At 72.0% G+C, this 872-nt stretch carries 1 protein-coding gene; it reads right to left on the reverse strand.

The window, feature by feature from the left end; all coding sequences use genetic code 11:
- Positions 1 to 74: 74 nt before the first annotated feature.
- Positions 75 to 446: a hypothetical protein gene (locus tag FV222_RS27675; protein WP_147754411.1), complete on the reverse strand. Its 372-nt coding sequence runs from the start codon at positions 444 to 446 to the stop codon at positions 75 to 77.
- Between the last annotated feature and the right edge of the window lie 426 nt (positions 447 to 872).

Below are 872 nucleotides of genomic sequence, written 5' to 3' on the forward strand. Positions count from 1 at the left end.
GCCTTGAAGGCGGCCTCGGCCGCCTGGCGCGGATCGGTGATGCGGCGTGTCCGGTCGAAGGCCATGGTCGCGCCTCAGGCCTTCTTGGCGGCTTTGGCCGCGCTCTTCTTCGGGGCGGCCTTCTCGGCGCCGGCCTTCTCGGCCGCCTTCTCAGCGGCTTTGGCGGCTTTGGCGGCGGCGGCCTTCGTCAGCGGCTTGACCTCGGCGGCCTTCGCCTGCGCGTCGGAGGCCTCCTTGGCGAGGCGCAACGCCCGCAGGCGCACGGTGCGCTCGTCGACGGCCTTGATCGAGGCGATGTGCTCGGCCATGGCCTGGGCGCCCTCGCGCTGCATGCGCTCGGCCCGCTCCGCGCGTTCGGCCCGCTCCTCGGCCTTGTGCTTGGCTTCCTCTTCCGGAGTGCGGACTTCGTCCTCGGTGTCCGCGCCGGTATCGATCTCGTCGCTCATCGTATTCCTTTCGTCCCTGCCGGTGCCGTCGCGCCAAGGGCGCTCCACGTGCGAAGGGAGCGCTCCCGGTCGTCGGAATGGGCGGGTTCGGCGCGACCCGAGGACAGGTGGGCGGCCGGTTCGCATCGTCTCCGCCGGTCCGCCGCGAACCCGTCGCGGCGTGCGGAACTCAAGGTGGTGTAGCATGTCGGGCGCCCCGATGGCGAATGCCGCGGCGGCACGGACGGCAAGTCACGGCGACTTTTCCCGTGCCGTCGTAGCCTCGGGCGTCGTCGAAGCCGCCCGTCAGACCCGCCGGCACCTTGCGCCGGCGGCGTTTTCCTCTGTTCAACGCACGCGATAGTTGAGCGGGATCGTCACCGACAGGCTCGACTGGGTCACGCCGGGGGGCGCGGCCGGCAGGCTGCCGCGCACGGCGCCCAACGC

It is taken from the genome of Methylobacterium sp. WL103, from assembly GCF_008039885.1.
GTDB classification, from domain to species: Bacteria; Pseudomonadota; Alphaproteobacteria; order Rhizobiales; family Beijerinckiaceae; genus Methylobacterium; species Methylobacterium cerastii.

Coding starts and splice junctions, on each gene's coding strand:
- FV222_RS27675 (WP_147754411.1), bottom strand. CDS start 446: ATGAGCGACGAGATCGATACCGGCGCGGACACCGAGGACGAAGTCCGC.